General features: G+C 70.8%; 13 protein-coding genes. 3 read left to right on the top strand and 10 right to left on the bottom strand.

Features of this window, described 5'->3' with window-relative positions:
- Nucleotides 1-12: 12 nt before the first annotated feature.
- Entirely contained in the window at nucleotides 13-1,527 is a 1,515-nt protein-coding gene (gene glpK / locus ACLJOU_RS09750; protein ID WP_410565354.1) for a glycerol kinase GlpK, read from the bottom strand.
- A 24-nt stretch (nucleotides 1,528-1,551) separates the two neighbouring features.
- Entirely contained in the window at nucleotides 1,552-2,373 is an 822-nt protein-coding gene (locus ACLJOU_RS09745) for an MIP/aquaporin family protein (protein ID WP_410565351.1), read from the bottom strand.
- Between the two features lie 154 nt (nucleotides 2,374-2,527).
- On the opposite strand from ACLJOU_RS09745, the gene ACLJOU_RS09740 reads away from it, so the two are divergent.
- On the top strand, nucleotides 2,528-3,280 hold the full coding sequence (locus ACLJOU_RS09740; RefSeq protein WP_410565348.1) for an IclR family transcriptional regulator: 753 nt from the start codon (nucleotides 2,528-2,530) through the stop codon (nucleotides 3,278-3,280).
- Nucleotides 3,281-3,290: 10 nt separating this feature from the next.
- Nucleotides 3,291-5,240, top strand: coding sequence for a glycerol kinase GlpK (gene glpK / locus ACLJOU_RS09735; protein WP_410565345.1), 1,950 nt, complete (start codon nucleotides 3,291-3,293; stop codon nucleotides 5,238-5,240).
- Between the two features lie 107 nt (nucleotides 5,241-5,347).
- Here the strand turns inward: glpK (ACLJOU_RS09735) and ACLJOU_RS09730 are convergent, their stop codons facing one another.
- The gene (locus ACLJOU_RS09730; RefSeq protein ID WP_410565343.1) at nucleotides 5,348-6,181 is read right to left on the bottom strand and encodes a substrate-binding domain-containing protein; all 834 of its coding nucleotides are present in this window, start codon (nucleotides 6,179-6,181) and stop codon (nucleotides 5,348-5,350) included.
- Between the two features lie 238 nt (nucleotides 6,182-6,419).
- Here ACLJOU_RS09730 and ACLJOU_RS09725 point away from each other — a divergent pair, with 238 nt between their 5' ends.
- The gene (locus ACLJOU_RS09725; RefSeq protein WP_410565340.1) at nucleotides 6,420-7,865 is read left to right on the top strand and encodes a DUF1996 domain-containing protein; all 1,446 of its coding nucleotides are present in this window, start codon (nucleotides 6,420-6,422) and stop codon (nucleotides 7,863-7,865) included.
- Between the two features lie 298 nt (nucleotides 7,866-8,163).
- Here ACLJOU_RS09725 and mmsB read toward each other — a convergent pair whose 3' ends face one another.
- The 7 genes from mmsB to ACLJOU_RS09690 form a co-directional block, all read right to left on the bottom strand.
- A complete protein-coding gene (gene mmsB, locus ACLJOU_RS09720) occupies nucleotides 8,164-9,384 on the bottom strand; it encodes a multiple monosaccharide ABC transporter permease (protein ID WP_410565337.1) in 1,221 nt (406 codons plus the stop codon).
- Nucleotides 9,381-10,901 carry a multiple monosaccharide ABC transporter ATP-binding protein gene (gene mmsA, locus ACLJOU_RS09715; RefSeq protein WP_410565335.1) on the bottom strand — a complete coding sequence of 507 codons (1,521 nt, stop codon included), beginning with the start codon at nucleotides 10,899-10,901 and terminating at the stop codon, nucleotides 9,381-9,383. Before mmsA ends, mmsB begins: the two co-directional genes overlap by 4 nt.
- Nucleotides 10,898-12,001, bottom strand: a complete 1,104-nt coding sequence (gene chvE, locus ACLJOU_RS09710; RefSeq protein ID WP_410565333.1) for a multiple monosaccharide ABC transporter substrate-binding protein — start codon at nucleotides 11,999-12,001, stop codon at nucleotides 10,898-10,900. The genes mmsA and chvE overlap by 4 nt, the downstream gene beginning before the upstream one ends.
- A 52-nt stretch (nucleotides 12,002-12,053) precedes the next feature.
- Nucleotides 12,054-13,553, bottom strand: coding sequence for an L-arabinose isomerase (gene araA / locus ACLJOU_RS09705; RefSeq protein ID WP_410565330.1), 1,500 nt, complete (start codon nucleotides 13,551-13,553; stop codon nucleotides 12,054-12,056).
- Nucleotides 13,554-13,565: 12 nt separating this feature from the next.
- The gene (locus ACLJOU_RS09700) at nucleotides 13,566-14,243 is read right to left on the bottom strand and encodes an L-ribulose-5-phosphate 4-epimerase (RefSeq protein ID WP_354922824.1); all 678 of its coding nucleotides are present in this window, start codon (nucleotides 14,241-14,243) and stop codon (nucleotides 13,566-13,568) included.
- On the bottom strand, nucleotides 14,243-15,871 hold the full coding sequence (gene araB, locus ACLJOU_RS09695; protein WP_410565328.1) for a ribulokinase: 1,629 nt from the start codon (nucleotides 15,869-15,871) through the stop codon (nucleotides 14,243-14,245). The genes ACLJOU_RS09700 and araB overlap by 1 nt, the downstream gene beginning before the upstream one ends.
- Before the next feature lie 71 nt (nucleotides 15,872-15,942).
- Nucleotides 15,943-19,767, bottom strand: coding sequence for a LamG-like jellyroll fold domain-containing protein (locus ACLJOU_RS09690; RefSeq protein ID WP_410565325.1), 3,825 nt, complete (start codon nucleotides 19,765-19,767; stop codon nucleotides 15,943-15,945).
- Between the last annotated feature and the right edge of the window lie 41 nt (nucleotides 19,768-19,808).

The raw sequence follows: 19,808 nt of genomic DNA, 5'->3' as shown, positions 1-19,808 counted from the left end.
TCCTCCTCTTGCTCACTGCACGTCGACCCAGTCGAGCGTGCGGCCGACGGCCTTCTGCCAGCCCGCGTAGCCCTCGGCGCGCTGCTCGTCGCTCCACGACGGCGTCCAGCGCTTGTCCTCGTTCCAGTTCTGCTCGAGCTCGTCGGTGGACTTCCAGAACCCGACCGCCAGCCCGGCCGCGTAGGCGGCGCCGAGGGCGGTGGTCTCGGCGACGACCGGCTTGGACACCGGCACGCCGAGGATGTCCGCCTGCAGCTGCATGCACAGCTCGTTGGCGGTGACACCGCCGTCCACCCGCAGCACGTCGAGCGTGACGCCGGAGTCGTTCTGCATGGCCTCCACGACGTCCCGGGTCTGGTAGCAGATCGCTTCCAGGGTGGCCCGGGCCAGGTGCGCGTTGGTCGTGGCGCGGGTGAGCCCGACGATCGCGCCGCGGGCGTCCGAACGCCAGTAGGGGGCGAACAGGCCGGAGAACGCCGGGACGAAGTAGACGCCGCCGTTGTCCTCGACCTGGCGGGCCAGGCTCTCGCTCTGGGACGCGCCGCTGATGATGCCCAGCTGGTCGCGCAGCCACTGCACCGCGGACCCGGTGACGGCGATCGAGCCTTCCAGCGCGTAGACCGGCTTGTCGTCGCCGAACTGGTAGCACAGGGTCGTCAGCAGGCCGTGCTTCGAGCGGACGAGCTCCTGGCCGGTGTTGAGGAGCAGGAAGTTGCCGGTGCCGTAGGTGTTCTTGGCCTCGCCGGGCCGGAAGCAGACCTGCCCGACGGTGGCCGCCTGCTGGTCGCCGAGGACACCGGTGATGGCGACCTCGCCGCCGAGCGGGCCGTCCGCGCGGGTGGTGCCGAAGCCGGGGTTGGACGACGGCCGGATCGCCGGGAGCATCTGGCGCGGGACGTCGAAGAACGACAGCAGCTCGTCGTCCCAGTCGAGCGTTTCGAGGTCCATCAGCATGGTGCGGGAGGCGTTGGTCGGGTCGGTGACGTGCACGCCGCCGTCCGGGCCGCCGGTGAGGTTCCAGATCAGCCACGTGTCGGTGGTGCCGAAGAGGGCGTCGCCCTTCTCGGCGTCTTCACGCACGCCCGGGATGTTCTCGAGGATCCACTGCAGCTTGCCGCCGGAGAAGTAGGTGGCGGGCGGCAGGCCGGCCTTGCGGCGGATGACGTCGCCCTTGCCCTCGCGCTCGAGCGCGGAGGCGATCCGGTCGGTGCGGGTGTCCTGCCAGACGATGGCGTTGCCGTACGGGCGGCCGGTGCGGCGGTTCCACACGACCGTGGTCTCGCGCTGGTTGGTGATGCCGAGCGCGGCCAGGTCGGTGACGCTCAGGTTCGCCTTGTTGAGCGCGGTCGCGATGACCGAGCGGGTGCGTTCCCAGATCTCGGTGGCGTCGTGCTCGACCCAGCCCGGCTTGGGCAGGATCTGCTCGTGTTCGAGCTGGTGGCGGGCGATCTCGTTGCCGCCGTGGTCGAAGATCATGAAGCGGGTGCTGGTCGTGCCCTGGTCCACGGCACCGACGAAGTCCGGCATGGTCGTGCTCCTACTCGGTTGGGCTCAGTTGGCGGGCTCGAGGTCCTTGGCGGGCATGGCGTCCAGCGGTTCCCCGGCGGGCAGGAACCGCTCGATGAGGAACTTGTAGATCGCGCCGCCGATGAGCGCGCCGATCACGGGCGCCACGATCGGGATCCACCAGTAGGGGAAGCCGTACTGGTCGGTGAACGCGGTGTCGTAGCCGGTCAGCCACGAAGCCAGGCGCGGGCCGAAGTCGCGGGCCGGGTTGATCGCGTAGCCGGCGTCCGTGCCCCAGGCCATGCCGATCGCGACGACGAGGAAGCCGACGACGACCGGGGCCAGGTTCGCCCCCGGCGAGGTGTTGCGCAGGTCGGTGATGGCGAACAGGACGATCAGCAGGATCGCGGTGCCGATGATCTGGTCGCGGAAGGCGCCCCAGTCACCCACGGGCAGCGTGCCGTTACCCGGAAGGGTGGAGAACACGCCCTGCGTCTTGATGGTGAGGCCGGGGTCCTTGGCGTTGAGCACCTCGGTGTAGTTCCAGCGCACCAGCAGCGCGGCGAGGAACGCGCCGGCCGTCTGGGCCAGGGCGTACGGGGCGACCTTGCGCCATTCGAAACCCTTGAACACCGCGAGCGCGATGGTCACGGCCGGGTTCAGGTGCGCGCCGCTGATCCGCGAAGCGACGTAAACACCGAGCGTGACGCCGAGCCCCCAGGCCCAGGCGATGCTGTCGTGGTCCCCGATGCCCGCGGCGACGACCTGCGCCACCACTCCGCACCCGAACAGGATGAGGATCATCGTCCCCACGAACTCGGCGGCCATTTCGCCGGCGAGCCCGCGGGCCTTGAGGTTTCGCACCATTGCTTTCCTCCACAAAGGACCTTGTCCCCCTACTGGTTGCTGAAAGTTAAGTTCGCTGGTCGGGATGGTCAACGGACGGCGGTCGGCATTGTCGAACGGCCGAAGTGGATGTTCGACATTGTCGAATCGAGGCCGGTCGGGTTAGGGTCGCGCGGTGCCCGGTCCGATCCAGTCCATCGAGCGCGCCGCCGCGATCCTGCGGTTGCTGGCGCGCGGCTCGGGGCGCCTGGGCGTCGGCGAGATCGCCGAGTCCCTCGAACTGGCGAAGGGCACCGCGCACGGGATCCTGCGCACGCTGCAGGGCGTCGGGTTCGTCGAGCAGGACCGCGACACGGGCAAGTACCAGCTCGGCGCGGCGCTCCTGCACCTGGGCACCAGCTACCTCGACGTCAACGAGCTGCGGTCCCGCGCGATCAACTGGGCCGACGCCCTGGCCGCCCGCAGCGGCGAGGCGGTCCGGATCGGCGCGCCTCTGGAGGGCCGGGTGCTCGTCGTGCACCACGTGTTCCGGCCGGACGACAGCCTGCAGACCCTGGACGTCGGCACGCTGCTGCCGCTGCACGCCACCGCGCTGGGCAAGGTGCTGCTGGCCTACGACACGACGCTGAAGGCGGTCCCGGAGCCGTACACGCGCCGCACCCTCGTCACCCAGACGGCGATCAAGCGCGCGTGTGCGAAGGTACGGGAGGCGGGCTGGGCGGCCGAGAACGGCGAGATGGTCGCCGGCGAGGCCGGGATCGCGGCCCCGATCCGCGGCCACGGCGGCATCGTGGTGGGCGCGATCGGGGTGTCGGGCGCGGCCGAGCGGATCTGCGAGCCCGACGGCGCCCCGAGCCCGAGACTGCTGACCCAGGTCCGTGACGCGGCCCGCGCGGTGTCCCGCGACCTGGGTGCGGCCCGATGGTGAAGGGAGGACCATGGTCCAGCGGTACGTGATGTCCATCGACCAGGGCACGACCTCCACCCGGTGCATCCTGTTCGACGCCCGCGGCCGGCTCGTCTCCGTCGTCCAGCGGGAGCACCAGCAGCACTTCCCGCGGCCCGGCTGGGTCGAGCACGACGCGACCGAGATCTGGCGGAACCTCTCCCGGATCGTCCCGCAGGCCCTGGCCGACGCCGGGGCGACCGCCGAGCAGGTCGTCGGGCTCGGGATCGCGAACCAGCGCGAGACCACCGTGCTCTGGGACCGGCGGACCGGCAACCCGGTCGGGCGGGCGATCGTCTGGCAGGACACCCGCACCGACGCCATGCTCGAACAGCTCGCCCGCGAACCCGGCGCCGACCGCGTCCGGCAGCTGTGCGGCCTGCCGCTGGCCACCTACTTCTCCGCGCCCCGCATCCGCTGGCTGCTCGAACGCACCCCCGGCCTGCGCGAGCGCGCCGAACGCGGGGACGTCCTCTTCGGCACCATCGAGAGCTGGCTGATCTGGAACCTCACCGGCGGCGCCGAGGGCGGCGTGCACGTCACCGACGTCACCAACGCCTCGCGCACGATGCTGATGAACCTGCGCACGCTGAACTGGGACGACGAGCTCCTGGAGTTCTTCGACGTCCCGCGCGCGATGCTGCCGGAGATCAGGTCGTCGACGGAGGTCTACGGGACGACGTCGCGCGTGGTGCCGGGCATCCGGATCGCGGCGGCCCTGGGCGACCAGCAGGCGGCGCTGTTCGGGCAGACGTGCTTCGCGCCCGGCGAGGCGAAGTGCACCTACGGCACCGGCAGCTTCCTGCTGCTCAACACCGGCCCGACGCCGGTGCTGTCCACCCACGGCATGCTCACCACGGTCGGCTTCAAGATCGGCGACGAGCCGGCGGTGTACGCGCTCGAAGGGTCGATCGCCGTCACCGGGTCGCTCGTGCAGTGGTTCCGCGACGGCCTCGAGCTGATCGGCAGCGCACCCGAGATCGAGACCCTCGCCCGGACGGTCGAAGACAACGGCGGCTGCTACATCGTGCCCGCGTTCTCCGGGTTGTTCGCGCCGCACTGGCACAGCGAGGCGCGCGGGGTGATCGCCGGGCTGACGTCGTACATCACGAAGGGCCACCTGGCCCGGGCGGTGCTGGAGGCGACCGGCTGGCAGACCCGCGAAGTCGTCGACGCGATGAACGCCGACTCCGGGCTGGCGCTGTCTTCGCTGAAGGTCGACGGCGGCATGACGGCCGACAACCTGCTGATGCAGTTCATCGCCGACGTCCTCGACGTGCCGGTGGTGCGCCCGATGGTGGCGGAGACGGTGTCCCTCGGCGCGGCTTACGCGGCGGGGCTGTCCGTCGGGTACTGGCCGGACCTGGAGGGGCTGCGGCGCAACTGGCACCGGGCGGGCCAGTGGCTGCCGGCGATGGACCCGGCCCGCCGCGACTCCGAGTACGCGCACTGGCGCCAGGCGGTGGAGCTGACGTTCGGCTGGATGCGCCCGGCCCCGGCCGCGGCGGCCCCGGGCTCGGACCTGGTCGAGGTGCTGCTGGCCGACCACCGCCGCTTCGAGCAGCTGCTGCGCGACCTGCGCAACAGCGAAGCGGACCGGCCGGCGCTGGTGGCGGAGCTGTCGGCCCTGCTGGTCGCGCACGCGACGGCGACGGAGCGGATCGTCCGCCCGGACGCGGCGGGTTCTCCGTTCGCCGAGGACCTGCTGGCCGTGCTGGAGGACGAAGACTTCGAGAAGGCGTTGCTGCGCCTGGAAACCGCCGTGGACGCGCACGTCCGCGGCGAGGAACGCGGACTGCTGAACGAACTGCGCCGGAGCATGTCCACTTCGGACCGGACGGGGCTGGGCCGGGCGTTCGTCGCGGAGCGCCGCCGCCAGCTGGACCTCGACTGCGGCGCGGCGGCCCACATCCGCGGACTGGGCGACCGCCTGCGGCTCTGACCCTGCCCTCGGATTGCCGCCACCCGGCCCGGCGAGGCCGCTCGAACAGCGGTTCCCGCGCCGGCGAGGTGGTCCACCGCCCCGAGCCGGGCGCTGCCGCCGTTGCGCTACGCGCCCTTGAGGCAGCGGCTGCTCTCCCGCACCACCAGTTCGGCCTCGACCGTGCCCCACGCCGGCACCGTCGCACCCTCGAGCCGGGCCGTCAGGATCGCCAGCGTCCGGCGGCCCGCCGCCACGTGGTCCTGGCGGACCGTCGTCAACGGCGGGGCGTAGTAAGCCGCCTCGGGGACGTCGTCGAAGCCGACCACGTGGCCGTCGCGCGGGACCCGCATGCCCGCCTCCGCGAACGCCGCCAGGAGGCCCAGTGCCATGTGGTCGTTCGCCGAAAACACCGCGCCCACCCCGGATTCGACCGCCAGGGACTGGCCCGCGCGGAAGCCGGACCGGGCCGACCAGTCGCCGCGGACCACCGGGGGCACCTCGGCTCCGTGGCGTTCGAGCGTCTCGCGCCAGCCCTGCTCGCGGGCGCGGGCCACCGGGCCCTCCTCCGGGCCGCCGAGGTGCCAGACCGTCGGGTGGCCCAGCTCCAGGAGGTGCTCGGTGGCCCGGCGCGCGCCCGCGTACTGGTCGGTGGACGCCGCGGGGACCAGCGGAACCGCCGAGACCAGGGCCCGCTCGGCCAAGAGGTGCCCGTCGAGCACCACGATCCCGGCCACCCCTTGCAGCTGCAGGCCGGCCACCGCCGCCGGCACCGCCGCACCGCTGGTGCCCGAGACGCTGAAGACGCTCAGCGCGTATTCCTGCTCGCGGGCGGCCGTGCGGAGGCCGTGCAAGACCGGCCCCGACGCCGACGCCCCGGTCGCGATCACCCCGAGCGTGCCCCGGCGCCGGACCGGCCGCGCGCGGAGCGGGCTGTCGGGACCTGCGTCGTCCACGGGCATGCGTCGATGTTAGCGATCACATGCGTAGACGTGCACTTTGTTCACCTTCCATAAATAACGAAAAGGTAACGCGCTGAACCGCACCGCGCCGGGGTCCGTTCCCCCCAATGCCGGAACCAGTGACACCGGGCGGGTTCCCCCGATGCCCGCGCCCCGGTGCACTCCCCGGGTTCCGCGCGTCTCCAGCCCGGGCACGCAGGCTTTCTTCGGCGTGCCCGGAAAACCGAACGAGGTGAACATGGCCCGGAATACGTCCCGCACCCCCGCCACGGGCAGACATCGCATCACCCGCCGCACGAAGATCGCGACCGGCGGACTGGCGCTCGCGCTCGCCGTCGGCGGCATCGTCGTCGCCACCACCGCCGGCCGCACCGGCGAGGCCAGCGCCGACGAGGCCGACCCGTCGTTCTTCATCGACATCGCGAAGGTCCCGTCGGGCATCAACGTGAACAAGGCGCTGCAGCGGAAGGGCGCGCGCGGCACGTTCACCGTGGACTGCGGCCGCAACGAGAACCAGCACTTCAACCCGGACAACTTCATCGCGCAGCCGGGTGTCAAGAACGGTGCCCAGCACCTGCACGACTACGTCGGCAACCTCTCCACCAACGCCGACTCCAACAACAAGAGCCTGGTGAAGGCCGGGACGACCTGCAAGAACGGCGACAAGTCCGCCTACTTCTGGCCCGTCGTCCGCATCGACACCGGCGACGCCGAGAAGAACCCGCCCGCCACGCAGCCCGACCGCGCCGGCAGCGCCAAGGACAAGGCGAGCGCCCAGGTCGACTGCCCCGACGTCGCGAGCAAGCTGCCCGACGTCCCCGACCAGGCGATGGACGAGGTCAACCGCAACCTCGACCTGCTCGACAAGCAGATCGACGAGGCGAACAAGCGGATCGCGGGCGGTGACCTGAAGACCCCGCAGGACATCCAGAACGCCGTCGTCGGCCCGCTCAAGGACAAGCGCGCGGCCACCATCGACCGGATCGCCATCGCGATCGGCCGCCGGGCGGCGAAGCCGACCGACCTCGGCGGGCTCGCGCAGTGCGCGCTCAAGCAGAACGGCAAGGGCGGCATCGACAACGGCGGCCAGAACAGCACCGGCCAGGCGGCCGAACTGCCTGGCGTCAACGACAAGAACGAGGTCGCCGACAACGACGGCGAAATCCAGCGCGTCCGCTCGGCGACGATCACGTTCACCAGCGGCGGCGCGAGCAAGGTCGTCGCGATGCCGCAGTTCCTCCGCATCCTCTACGGCGACGCCAAGCAGAGCACGAACGGCCCGGCCAACGCCCGCCCGAGCTGGACCTGCACCGGCTTCGAGGACCGCCTCACCGACCACTACCCGATCTGCCCGCAGGGCAGCCGGGTGGAGCGCATCCACGCCTTCCCGAACTGCTGGGACGGCAAGAACATCGACAGCGCCAACCACCGCACGCACATCGTGTTCGCCGACCAGCAGGGCAAGTGCCCGCAGGGCTTCAAGAACGTGCCGCAGCTGGTGATGAAGCTGGTCTACGACATCCCGCACGACATCCAGGTGAAGGGCCAGTACAAGGTGGACGCCTTCCCCCAGGAGAAGCACAACCCCCGTTCGGACCACGACGACTTCGCCAACGTCATGGGCCAGCGCCTGATGAACCAGGTGGTCAACTGCATCAACACCGGTAAGCGCTGCAACCAGTAGACCGCGAGGGCCGCGCCGGACTCCCGGCGCGGCCTCGTGTCGTCCCTCCAATCACGGGTGATGACCCTCCGATCACGCATGATGCCCTCTCGATCACACCCGATGCCCCTCCGCGCACGAGCGAAACCCGTGACCGGCGTGGTGGAGCGCGGGACTCGCGTGATCAGAGGCGGATCTCGCGTGATCGAAGGGTCATCTCGTGTGATTGGAGGGACGACACGTGTGATCGGAGGGTCGACACGGTGAGGGCCACCTCGGGGGATCCGAAACCCGAGGTGGCCCTCACGTGAACCGCGCGTCAGGAGGCCGCGCGGCGTTTCGTCCAGATGTCGTACGCCACCGCGGCCAGCAGGACCACGCCCTTGACCAGCATCACCCGCTCGCTCGGGGCGCCGATCAGGGACATGCCGTTGTTGATCACCGCCATGATCAGGCCGCCCGTGATCGCGCCGACCACCTTGCCGACGCCGCCCTGGACCGCCGCGCCGCCGATGAACGCCGCCGCGATCGCGTCGAGTTCGAAGTTGACGCCGGCCGTCGGGCCCGCCTGGTTGAGCCGGCCGGCGAAGATGATGCCCGCCAGCGCCGCCAGGACGCCCATGTTGACGAAGATCCAGAACGTCACCTGCTTGACCTTGACGCCCGAGAGCGTCGCCGCCTGCAGGTTGCCGCCCACGGCGTAGATGTGCCGGCCGAACACCGACTTCCCGGCCACCAGCGAGTAGCCGAGCACCAGCGCCGCCAGCAGGATCAGCACCCACGGCAGGTTCTTGAACCGCGCCAGCTGCACGACCAGCGCGAGCACCAGCACCGCGATGCCGGCCAGCTTCAGCACGAAGACGCCGAACGGGTCGACGTCCTGGCCGTAGCCCATCCGGCCGGCTCGCTTCCGCCACTGCGTGAACACGATCCCGGCCACCGCGGCGACGCCGGCGAGCAGCGACACCAGGTCGGCACCGCCGAGCGGGCCGAGGCCGATGTTGCCCAGGTAACCGTCGGTGAAGCCGTTGGACAGCGTGCGGATCGCGTCCGGGAACGGGCCGATGCCCTGGTTGCCCAGGACCGTCAGGGTCAGCGCCCGGAACGCCAGCATGCCGGCGAGCGTCACGATGAACGCCGGGATGCCGAAGTAGGCGACCCAGTAGCCCTGCCACGCGCCGATCGCCGCGCCCACGACGAGGGTGATCAGCACGGCCAGGAACCACGGCATGTGCGAGTTCACCATCAGCACCGCCGACACCGCGCCGGTCATCGCGACGACCGACCCGGCGGACAGGTCGATGTGCCCGGAGATGATCACCAGGATCATCCCGATCGCGAGGATCAGCACGTAGCTGTTCTGCACGATGATGTTGGAGATGTTCTGCGGCTCCAGCAGCGCGCCACCGGTGAGCACCTCGAACAGCACCACGATCAGCGCGAACGCGACGTAGATGCCGCTCTGGCGCGGGTTGATCGAGATCCTCCGCTTGGAGCGCTCAACCGGGGGCACGGCGGGCCGTGCTTCGGTCGTGGTCATTCCCGTTCCTTCGTCATGTACTGCATCAGCAGTTCTTGAGTGGCTTCTTCGCGCGTGGCCTCGCCGGTGATCCGCCCCGCCGAGAGCGCGTAGATCCGGTCGCAGAGCCCGAGCAGCTCCGGCAGCTCGGAGGAGATGACCAGGACGGCCTTCCCCTGGGCGGCCAGTTCGTTGATGATCGTGTAGATCTCGAACTTCGCGCCCACGTCGATGCCGCGGGTCGGCTCGTCGAGGATGAGCACGTCCGGGTCGGTGAAGATCCACTTGGCCAGCACGACCTTCTGCTGGTTGCCGCCCGAGAGCTTCCCCGTCACGCTCTGCACGCTCGGCGCCTTGATCCGCAGGTCACGGCGGTAGCGGTTGGCCGTGTCGTGCTCGGCGTGCTCGTTGACCCAGCCACGCCTGGCCAGTTTGCCCAGCCCGGCCGCGGACACGTTGCGCTGGATGTCCTCGATCAGGTTGAGCCCGTAGCGCTTGCGGTCCTCGGTGGCGTAGGCGATGCCGTGGCGGACGGCCTCCTGCACCGACCGGACCTCGATCTCCTTGCCGTGCTTGATGATCCGGCCGGAGATGTCCTTGCCCCACGACCGGCCGAACACGCTCATCGCCAGTTCGGTCCGGCCCGCGCCCATCAGCCCGGCCAGGCCGACGATCTCCCCGCGCCGCAGCGAAAGCGACGCGTGGTCGACGACGACCCGGCCGGCCTGGGTCGGGCTGTGCACGGTCCAGTCCTCGATCCGCAGCACCTCTTCGCCGATCGCCGGCTCCCGGGGCGGGAACCGGTGCTCGAGGTCGCGGCCGACCATGCCGGTGATGATGCGCTCTTCCGTCAGCCCCGCCGCGTCGAGCGTTTCGATCGTCCTGCCGTCACGCAGGATCGTGACGGTGTCCGCGATCGCCGTCACCTCGCCGAGCTTGTGCGAAATGATCACGCACGTGACGCCCTCGTCCCGCAGCCCGCGCAGCAGCTCGAGCAGGTGGGCCGAGTCGTCGTCGTTGAGCGCCGCGGTGGGCTCGTCGAGGATCAGCAGCTTGACCTCTTTGGACAGTGCCTTGGCGATCTCGACGAGCTGCTGCTTGCCGACGCCGAGTTCCTGCACCGCCCGCGTGGGGTTTTCGGCGAGGCCGACGCGCCGCAGGAGCGCGCCGGCCTCGTGGTTGGTGCGGTTCCAGTCGACCCAGCCGCGCTTGGCCTGCTCGTTGCCGAGGAAGATGTTCTCCGCGATCGACAACTGGCCGCACAGCGCGAGTTCCTGGTGGATGATCACGATCCCGCGCCGTTCGCTGTCGCGCACCGACCCGAACTCGCACCGCTGCCCGTCGAAGGTGATCTCGCCGTCGTAGCTCCCGTGGGGGTAGACGCCCGAGAGCACCTTCATCAGGGTGGACTTCCCGGCGCCGTTCTCCCCGCAGATCGCGTGGATTTCCCCGCGGCGCACGGAAAGGGTGACGTCCGACAGCGCCTTGACCCCGGGGAAGGTCTTGGTGATCCCGCGCATGCCGAGCAGTTCGGTCATTTCAGCTGACCTGCCGTGTAGTAGCCCGAGTCGACGAGTTCCTTCTGGTAGTTCGACTTGTCCACGGTGACCGGCTGCAGCAGGTAGGACGGGACGACCTTCTTGCCGTTGTCGTAGTCCTTCGTGTTGTTGACCTCGGGCTTGCCGCCCTTCAGCACCGCGTCGGCCATCTTGACGGTGGTGTCGGCGAGCTTGCGGGTGTCCTTGAAGATCGTCGAGTACTGCTCACCGGCGATGATGGACTTGACCGAGGCGACCTCGGCGTCCTGCCCGGTGACGATCGGGTACGGCTGGCCGGCGGTGCCGTAGCCGTTGCTCTTCAGCGCCGACAGGATGCCGATCGACAGGCCGTCGTACGGCGAGAGCACGCCCTGGACCTTTGCGCCACCGGTGTAGGTCTTGGTGAGCAGGTCCTCCATGCGCCGCTGCGCGGTGGCCGGGTCCCAGCGCAGGATGGCCGCGCGGGCGAAGTCGGTCTGGCCGCTCTTGACCACCAGCTTGCCGCTGTCGATCAGCGGCTTGAGGACGGACATCGCGCCGTTGAAGAAGAAGGTGGCGTTGTTGTCGTCCGGCGAACCGGCGAACAGCTCGACGTTGAACGGCCCCGCGCCCGTGCCCAGGCCCTTGACCAGCGAGTTCGCCTGCTCGACGCCGACCTTGAAGTTGTCGAAGGTGGCGTAGTAGTCGACGTTCGGCGAGTTGCGGATCAGCCGGTCGTAGGCGATGACCGGGATCTTCTTGTCCGCGGCTTCCTGCAGCTGGGTGGTGATCGCCGTGCCGTCGATCGAGGCGATGACCAGGAGCTTGGCGCCCTTGGTGATCTGGTTCTCGATCTGGTTCACCTGGGTGGGGATGTCGTTCTCGGCGTACTGCAGGTCGACCTTGTAGCCGAGCTTCTCCAGGGCGGCCTTGATGTTGTCGCCGTCGTGGATCCAGCGTTCCGACGACTTCGTCGGCATGGTGACGCCGACGAGGCTGCCTTCGGCGCCGGCGCCGGGCGCGGCCGTCTGGTCCGCGGTCTTCTGGCTCGACCCGCACGCCGACAGCGTGAGCGCGAGCCCCGCGGCGGCGAGGGCCGCGATTCCTCTGGTGAACTTCATCGTTCCTTCTTCCTTTCTCAACAACCGCGCACTTTCACGTGAAAGTGCCCGGTCAGAAACCCTGAGCGAGCCGGTGGTAGGCCTGGTTCCAGCGGATGCGGTCGGCGAAGTCGTGCGGGGTCGTGTCCTTGTCGATGACCAGCAGTTCGACGCCGAGCAGGTTCGCGAAGTCGCGAAGGGTCTCCGTGCCCACCGCCTGGGTGAGCACGGTGTGGTGCGGTCCGCCCGCGGTGATCCAGGATTCGGCGGACGTCGACAGCGACGGCGCGGGCTCCCACACCGCGCGCGCCACCGGCAGGTTCGGCAGCGGCTCGTCCGGCGTGACGACCTCGATCTCGTTGGCCACCAGCCGGAACCGGTCGCCGAGGTCGACCAGGCCGAGGACGACGCCGGGCCCGGGGGCGGCGTCGAACACGAGCCGGACCGGGTCCTCGCGGCCGCCGATGCCGAGCGCGTGGATTTCGCAGGACGGCTTGGCGGCGGCGATGCTCGGGCAGACCTCGAGCATGTGCGCGCCGAGGATCTTCGGCTTGCCCGGCCCGAAGTGGTAGGTGTAGTCCTCCATGAACGAGGTGCCGCGGTCGCGGCCCACGCTCATCGCCTTGACCGCGGCGAGCAGGGCCGAAGTCTTCCAGTCGCCCTCGCCGCCGAAGCCGTAGCCGTCGGCCATCAGGCGCTGCACCGCGAGGCCGGGCAGCTGGCGCAGGCCGCCGAGGTCCTCGAAGTTCGTGGTGAACGCGCCGAAGCCGCCGTCGGTGAGGAACTTCCGCAGGCCGGCTTCGATGCGAGCCGCGTACCGCAGCGACTCGTGCCGCGCTCCCCCGGCCGCCAGGTCCGGCACCACGTCGTAGTCCGCCGCGTAGGCCGCCACCAGCTCGTCCACGTCCGACACCGCGTCCACGAGTTCGACCAGGTCGTTGACGCCGTAGGTGTTGACCGAGACGCCGAACCGCAGCTCGGCCTCGACCTTGTCGCCTTCGGTGACGGCGACGTCCCGCATGTTGTCGCCGAAGCGGGCCAGCCGCAGGTTGCGCAGGTGGTCGGCGCCGATGGCGGCCCGCGCCCACGCGTCGATGCGGGCGACCACGGCCGGGTCGGACACGTGCCCGGCCACGGTCTTGCGCGGCACGCCGAGGCGGGTCTGGATGAACCCGAACTCGCGGTCGCCGTGCGCGGCCTGGTTGAGGTTCATGAAGTCCATGTCGATGGTGGACCACGGGAGCGTCTCGTTGAGCTGCGTGTGCAGGTGCAGCAGCGGCTTGCGCAGCGCGTCCAGCCCGGTGATCCACATCTTCGCGGGCGAGAAGGTGTGCATCCAGGCGATCACGCCGACGCAGGCGGCGTCGGCGTTGGCCTCCTGCAGCACGCGGCGGATCGACGCGGCCTCGGTGAGCACCGGCTTGCCGACGATCTCGGCCGGGAGCGCACCCGAAGCGGTCAGCAGTTGCTGGATGCGCAGCGACTGGCCGGCGACCTGCTCGAGGGTCTCCTCGCCGTAGAGGGCCTGGCTGCCGGTGAGGAACCAGAGCTGGGGTTTCGACGCCGAAGTCATCGTTCTCCTAAGTCAGTGCTGGCCGTAGACGTTCTGGTACCGGGCGTAGAGCCGGTCGACGTCCTCGGGCGGGAGGGGTTCGGGCGTGCCGAGCTCGAAGGCCTTGTGGACGGTGCGGGCCACGTCCTCGACCATCACCGCGGCCTTGACCGCGTCGCGCGCGGTGCGGCCGACGGTGAACGGGCCGTGGTTGCGCATCAGCACCGCCGGCGAGCGGCTGGAGCGAAGCGTTTCGACGATGCCGCGGCCGATGGAGTCGTCGCCGATCAGGGCGAACGGCCCGACCGGGATCTCCCCGCCGAACTCGTCGGCGATCATCGTCAGCACGCACGGGATCGGCTCGCCGCGGGCCGCCCACGCCGTGGCGTAGGTCGAGTGGGTGTGCACGACGCCGCCGATCTCCGGCATGTGCCGGTAGACGTAGGCGTGCGCGGCGGTGTCGGACGACGGCGCGAGGTCGCCTTCGACGAGCTCGCCGTGCAGGTCGGTGACCACCATGGTGTCCGCGGACAGGTTGTCGTAGGACACGCCCGAGGGCTTGATGACCAGCAGGTCCCGGCCCGGGACCCGCGCCGAGACGTTGCCGGCGGTCCAGATGACCAGCTCGTTGCGGGTCAGCTCGCCGTGCAGCTTCGCCACGGTGTCCCGCAGCTCGGCGACGGTGTCGAGCACTTCACCGGTCAGGGACATCAGGACCGTCCTTTCGCGACGGCGCGCTTGCGGGCGGCCAGCCGGTGCATGACATCGTTGCCGCCACGACCGAAGTAGTCGTGGAGCTGCGTGTATTCGGCGTACAGCTCGTCGTAGGCGGCGACGTGCGCGGGCACCGGGCGGTACACCGCGCGCTCGACCGAGCCCATCGCGGCGGCGGCCGCGCGAATGTCCGGGTGGGCCCCGGCGGCGACGGCCGCGTGGATGGCCGACCCGAGCGCGGGTCCCTGGGCGGAGCTGATCACCGACAGCGGGAGGTTGGTGACGTCGGCGTAGATCTGCATCAGCAGCGCGTTCTTCGCCAGCCCGCCCGCGATGATCAGCTCGGTGACCGGGACGCCGGCTGCGTCGAACGTCTCGATGATCTTCCGGGTGCCGAACGCGGTGGCTTCCAGCAAGGAGCGGTAGACGTCCTGCGGACGGGTGGCCAGCGTCTGCCCGACGACGACGCCGGACAGCTCGTGGTCGACCAGCACCGATCGGTTGCCGCTGTGCCAGTCCAGGGCGATCAGGCCGTGCTCGCCGATTTCCTGCTGGGCGGCCAGGCGGGTGAGCTCGTCGTGGCCGGCCCCGGCGAAGTGCTCGACGAACCAGCCGAAGATGTCGCCGACGCCGCTCTGGCCGGCCTCGTACCCCCACAGCCCGGGCACGATCCCGCCCTCGACGACGCCGCACATGCCGGGCACCTCGTGCAGCTCGGCGCCGTTCATCACGTGGCAGGTCGAGGTGCCCATGATCGCCACCATCTGCCCGGGCTCGACGGCCTGGGCGGCGGGCGCGGTGACGTGCGCGTCAACGTTGCCAACGGCCACGGCGATGCCTTCGGGCAGCCCGGTCCACGCCGCGGCCTCGGCCGAGAGCGAACCGGCGCGGGAGCCCAGCTGGCCCAGCGGGTGCTCCAGCTTGTCGGTCACGAAGGACTCGAAGCCGGGGGCGAGCTCGCGGAGGAAGTCGCGGCTGGGGTACTGCCCGTCCTGCAGGATGCCCTTGTAGCCGGCGGTGCAGGCGTTGCGGACGTAGCTGCCGGTGAGCTGCCAGACGATCCAGTCGGCCGCCTCGACCCAGTGCCGCATCGCGGCGTAGACGTCCGGGGCCTCTTCGAAGACCTCGAGGGCCTTGGCGAACTCCCATTCCGAGGAGATCAGGCCGCCGTAGCGCGGGAGCCACTTCTCGCCGCGGGCGCGGGCCAGCTCGTTGATCCGCACGGCCTGCGGCTGCGCCGAGTGGTGCTTCCAGAGCTTCACGTACGCGTGCGGGTTGCCCTCGAACTCGGGCAGTTCGCACAGCGGCGTCCCGTCCGCGGTCGTCGGCACCATCGTGCACGCCGTGAAGTCGGTGGCGATGCCGACGACGTCGGCCGCGTCGACGCCGGCTTCCCGCAGTGCCGCCGGTACGGCGTTGCGGAGCACCCCGACGTAGTCCGCCGGGACCTGCAGCGCCCAGTCCGGCGGCAGCGCGCGGCCCGTGGCGGGCAGCGTCTCGTCGAGCACCCCGTGCGGGTACTCGAAGACGCCGGAACCGAGTTCGGCCCCGTCGGCCACGCGCACGACCACCGCGCGGCCCGACAGGGTGCCGAAGTCGACGCCGACGGTGAGTGGTTCTCCCACGGTGTCTTCCCTCCTGGTTGGTGACCGGGACGCGGCGCGGGCGGCGGTGAACGCGCCGCGTCCCGGGGTCTCTAGCGGCCGGTGAGGACCAGCGTCGTCACCGAGTTGGCCGGCAGCGTCAGCTTCGACGTCGCGGCCAGCCCGGTGATTTCCCTGGTCTGCGGCACGATGGCGGTCGGTGCGGCGAGGCTGTTGCGCGCCGCCGGGTCGCCGGTGAGCGTGGTCAGCGTGCCGGTGCCGTCGACGGCGGTGACGCCGGTGAGGGCCAGCCGGGCCGTCTGCACCTGCGGAGTCGGGTTGACGATCTTGACCGTGAAGGTCTTCCTCCCGCTCTTCGTGGTCACGTTGACCACCTGCCGCAGGGGGCTGCCCTGGTTGAGGCGGCTGGTCACGATCTGCTTGCCGAGGGTGCTGGAGAACATCTGCTGCACCCAGTACGACGGCGAGGCGTAGCTCGTCCCGGCGTCGAAGCCGATCAGGTTGACCGGCCAGTTGGACTGGTTCTCCTGCACCAGCACCGGCGCGTACATCGAGCCGATGACGACGTCGCTGTTGCGTTCCAGCCCGGTGAGGAACGCGGCCTCGCCGATGGCGGCGGCCAGGGTGCCGGTGGGCCGGCCGTCCTGGGCCCCGTACTCGCCGACGAGGATGTCCGGGCCGCTGCGGTCGGCGGTGTCGTAGCGCGTCGAGTTGTCGGTGAACCACTGCGGCGACTGGTAGTAGTGGTCGTCCGCGGCGTCCGGGCGCACCCCGGTCGACGTGCCCGACGCCGAACCGCCCTGCAGGCCGCCGGTGGTGGCGATGACGGTCAGCTGCGGGTACTTCGCCTTGATGGCGTTGTACATGTCCGTGTAGCGCCAGGCGTAGCTGCCCGAGCCGTCGAACCAGTCCTCGTTGCCGACCTCGACGTAGTGCAGGTCGAAGGGGGCCGGGTGCCCGTCGGCGATCCGCTTGGCGCCCCACGTCGTCGAGCTGTCGCCGATGGCGTACTCGATCTCGTCGAGCGCCTCTTGCACGTACTGCGGGTAGTCGGCCTGGCTGACGTGCTGGCCGTTGAGCGTGTAGCCGGCGAACAGCGCGAGCAGGGGCTGGGCGCCGATGTCCTCGGCGAGCTTCAGGTAGTCGAGGATGCCGAAGCCGTCGGTGGACCAGTAGCCCCACGCGGTGTTCTGGTGGCCGGGCCGCTGCTCCAGGGGCCCGATGCTGTTCTTCCACGCGAACCGCGTGTCGAGGGTGTTGCCCTCGAGGTAGTTGCCGCCGGGGACGCGGAACAGGCCGAGCTTCATCGCCGCGAGCTTCTGGCCGAGGTCCGCGCGGACGCCGTTCGGCCGGTTCTTGAAGGTCGGCGGGAACACCGACACCTGCTGGAACCAGGCGTCACCGGCCAGCGCCTTCTTCCCCTTGTTGACCAGGGAGACGACGATCCGGTTGTCGGTCGAGGCGGTGATCGTCGACGGCGTGGTGAAGCCGAACGTCTGCTGCGCCCACGCCGGCCCGACCGGCTGGACGTCCTTGCTCGCCAGCACCGTGCCGTCCGGCTTCTCCAGGCTCACCCGGACGCCGCCGGTCCACGTGCCCTTGGCGAAGAAGCTGCCGGTGTACTTGGTCGACGGCTTCGCGGCGATCCCGTAGAAGCCGACGTTCGCGGCGGCCACCCGGCCGGCGGGCGGAACGGTGTCCGCGTGCAGCTTCAGCGAGCGGTCGAGCGCGGTGTTGAGCGGGTTCGACGTGTCGATCGAGTAGGTGCCGGTCGCGCCCGCCGAGGCGAGCAGTGACCAGTACGGCACCGGCGTGTTGCCCGCACCGCTGCCGGGCTGGTAGCCCTCCTTGAAGGTGCGGTTGCGGACGAGTTCGGCGTACAGCCCGCCTTCGACCGAGTGGCTGATGTCTTCGAGGATCGAGCCGTAGGTCGTCGGCCGCGTGTTGGCGCGGACGACGTTGGCGTCCACGGCCAGCTGGTTCGCCCCGGCCAGGCTGCCGATCTGCGCGGCGGTCAGCGGGAACCGGCGCAGCTCGACCTCGTCGACGGCGCCGGTGAACCCGGAGCCGACGGTGAACGGCGCCGCCGCGGTGCCCGAAGCCGGGCAGGCGGACACGTCGAGCGTCGTGCCGACGGGGGTACCGCAGGTGCTGGTGACCGCGGAGGCGTCGCCGTCGGCGTAGACGGTGAGCCGCTGCGCCGCGCGGTCGAGGACGAGGGCGGCGTGGTGCCAGTTGCCGTCGGCGAGGCCGCCGCCGCCGGTGGTCACCTGGATCGGGCCGACGCGAGCGGTGAGCTTGCCACCGGTCACGCCGAGGGCATAGCCGTCGCCGTGGTCGACCAGGGTGCCGGACCCGGTGGTGCGGAACCAGGCGGCCAGCGAGAGCGAGCCGGTGCCGGTGTCGAACGCGGGCGAGGTGCCCATGTCCACAGTGGACTTGCCGTCGAGCTGGACGGCCTTGCCGGCCGCGCCCGCGGTCCAGGTGGCGCCCTTCAGCGTGCCGTCGGCCGCGTTGGCCGAGGTGTCACGGGCAACCGTGCCGGTGCCCTCGTCGAAGTGCCACGAGCCGCTCGCGGCCAGCGCGGCGACGGCGGACGCGGTCAGCGGCGTCGGGTAGGCGCGGACGTCGTCGATGCCGCCGGCGAACCAGTCCACCGGATTGCCCGCCCACTTGCCGCGCCCGATCTCCAGGTGCCCGCCTGCGGTCCACGGCGAGGTGAACGGGACGCTCTGCTGGAGGGTTCCGTTGACGTACAGGGAAAGCGTGCCCGCCGCCCGGTTGTAGACGCCGGCCACGTGCTGCCACTGGCCGGCCTGCGCGGGCAGCGTCGACACCGCCGCGGACGACGTCGAGTCGCCGTCGGCCGCGCGGCGGGTGAAGGCGAAGCGGCCGTCGTCGGCCCGCTGGAGGTAGAAGCCGCTGATCGCCGAGCCGTCGACGCTCACGGCGGTCCGGAAGCCGGTGGCCGCGGTGGGCTTGACCCACGCGGACACCGAGAAGCTCTGCGCGGTGTCGACCACCGGGGCGGGGACGTCGACCGCGGCGTCGGTGCCGTTCAGCGCGACGCCGTGCGGGCCGACGACCCCCTCGCCCCAGGCGGCACCGCCGGTCAGGGTGCCGGTGCGCGCGTCGAGGGAATCGTCCGCCGTCGTCGTGCCGGTGCCCTCGTCCAGGCCCCAGTGCCCGGCGGTGGCCAGGCGGGCGGCGTCGGCGGCGGTCAGGCGGCCCGAGTAGGCGCGGACGTCGTCGATCGTGCCGTCGACGAAGTCCACCGGGTTGCCGCCGTACTTGCCGCGGCCGATCACCAGGTGGCCGGTACCGGCCCACGCGGTGGGCGCGGCGACGGTGGCCTGGCGGGTGCCGTCGACGTACAGCGACAGCGTCGACGCGGCCGAGTCGTAGACGCCGGTCAGCTGGTACCACTGGCCGGCGACGGGGTCGAAGTTCGCCGACGCGACGACGCCGTCGGCCGGGGCGTCCCCGGCCAGGCGGGTGAAGGCGAACCGGCGCGAGTCGTCGCGGAACTGCAGGAAGAAGTTGCTCACCTGGGTGCCGTCGACGCTGACGAACGTCTGGTAGCCCGACGTCCTGTCGAGCTTCACCCAGCTGCTCACCGAGAAGCTCTTGGCCGTGTCGAGCACGGGCGCGCCGGCGTCGGCGAAGCCGCCGGCGCCGTCGGTGGTCAGGGCGCCGCCGCGGATGCCCGGGCCCCAGCCGGCGCCCCCGGTCAGCGTCGCCGGGTGACTGCCCGCGGTGTCGGCGGCGGTCGTCCCGCTGCCGTCGTCGAACGTCCAGTGCCCCGCCAGACCCGGCTCGGGGTCGGCCGCGGCGGCCGGCGCCGCCGCGATGGGGACGGCGGAGCACAGCGCCAAGGCCGCGAGGACGGCCACCGGCCGCCGCAGTCTGCGGAGCATGACTCTCCTTTGAGTGTGAGCGCTCACATGATCCACCGGAC

Source organism: Amycolatopsis sp. cmx-4-61 (assembly GCF_046548775.1).
Taxonomy (GTDB): domain Bacteria; phylum Actinomycetota; class Actinomycetes; order Mycobacteriales; family Pseudonocardiaceae; genus Amycolatopsis.
This window is presented reverse-complemented; position numbering and strand designations above follow the sequence as displayed.

Excerpts from the sequence above, each read along its gene's own strand:
- glpK (WP_410565354.1), bottom strand. The coding sequence starts at position 1,527 with ATGCCGGACTTCGTCGGTGCCGTGGACCAGGGCACGACCAGCACCCGC.
- ACLJOU_RS09745 (WP_410565351.1), bottom strand. The coding sequence starts at position 2,373 with ATGGTGCGAAACCTCAAGGCCCGCGGGCTCGCCGGCGAAATGGCCGCC.
- glpK (WP_410565345.1), top strand. The coding sequence starts at position 3,291 with ATGGTCCAGCGGTACGTGATGTCCATCGACCAGGGCACGACCTCCACC.
- ACLJOU_RS09730 (WP_410565343.1), bottom strand. The coding sequence starts at position 6,181 with ATGCCCGTGGACGACGCAGGTCCCGACAGCCCGCTCCGCGCGCGGCCG.
- ACLJOU_RS09725 (WP_410565340.1), top strand. The coding sequence starts at position 6,420 with ATGGCCCGGAATACGTCCCGCACCCCCGCCACGGGCAGACATCGCATC.
- mmsB (WP_410565337.1), bottom strand. The coding sequence starts at position 9,384 with ATGACCACGACCGAAGCACGGCCCGCCGTGCCCCCGGTTGAGCGCTCC.
- mmsA (WP_410565335.1), bottom strand. The coding sequence starts at position 10,901 with ATGACCGAACTGCTCGGCATGCGCGGGATCACCAAGACCTTCCCCGGG.
- chvE (WP_410565333.1), bottom strand. The coding sequence starts at position 12,001 with ATGAAGTTCACCAGAGGAATCGCGGCCCTCGCCGCCGCGGGGCTCGCG.
- araA (WP_410565330.1), bottom strand. The coding sequence starts at position 13,553 with ATGACTTCGGCGTCGAAACCCCAGCTCTGGTTCCTCACCGGCAGCCAG.
- ACLJOU_RS09700 (WP_354922824.1), bottom strand. The coding sequence starts at position 14,243 with ATGTCCCTGACCGGTGAAGTGCTCGACACCGTCGCCGAGCTGCGGGAC.
- ACLJOU_RS09690 (WP_410565325.1), bottom strand. The coding sequence starts at position 19,767 with ATGCTCCGCAGACTGCGGCGGCCGGTGGCCGTCCTCGCGGCCTTGGCG.